The 611-nt window shown below is 66.6% G+C and carries 1 protein-coding gene; it reads right to left on the minus strand.

The features are described from left to right. Window positions 1-291 precede the first annotated feature (291 nt). A partial coding sequence (locus ACFPTO_RS25075; RefSeq protein ID WP_377715780.1) for a transposase occupies window positions 292-611 on the minus strand: 320 nt, incomplete at its 5' end.

A 611-nucleotide genomic window follows, 5' to 3' on the forward strand; every position in this document is an offset into this window, starting at 1 on the left:
CAGGCGTCGAATAAGCCTCGAGGGAGGAAACCGCGGAGTGGTCCGAGGCGTTCGGAATTTCGGGGGACTATGGCGATTGATGGTCCGGCATCCTCAGCATTGCTGGAGGAAGGCGGCTCAAACAGGATGCTGGAAGAGCCCGGACGTCGTGACGGTGCGACGCACTGGCGCGAGGGTAAGGATGAAGTGGACGTGCGGGAGGCTGTGCGACGCGCCAGGCACAAACGTCCGCTTGTGGGCCGCGTTGCCGCAAAGCCGACGATGGGTTGCCAGATCGAGGAAGCGCCGCATTCATGGGCGGGCCTGCATCGGTGGCGCGCGAATCGGTGCGGTGCGCAGGAGGATGTCGATGACGATCATCGGGGCGCCGCAGTGCCGGCAGATGAAGGCGGGCCGGGGCGCGACGACGGGGTCCCCGGATGGCGGGTCGGGTTCGGGCGTGACATGCAGCAGCTCACGCACCTTCGCGAGACTGGCGCGGCGCACCGGGTTGGCGAGCAGCCCGTAGTGACGGATGCGATGGAACCCGCCGGGCAGCACATGAAGCAGGAAGCGACGCATGAACTCGCCGGCCTCCAGCGTCATGGTCTTGTAGCGGGTGCGCCCTTTCT

The sequence above is a fragment of the Paraburkholderia denitrificans genome, from assembly GCF_042655705.1.
GTDB lineage: Bacteria > Pseudomonadota > Gammaproteobacteria > Burkholderiales > Burkholderiaceae > Paraburkholderia > Paraburkholderia denitrificans.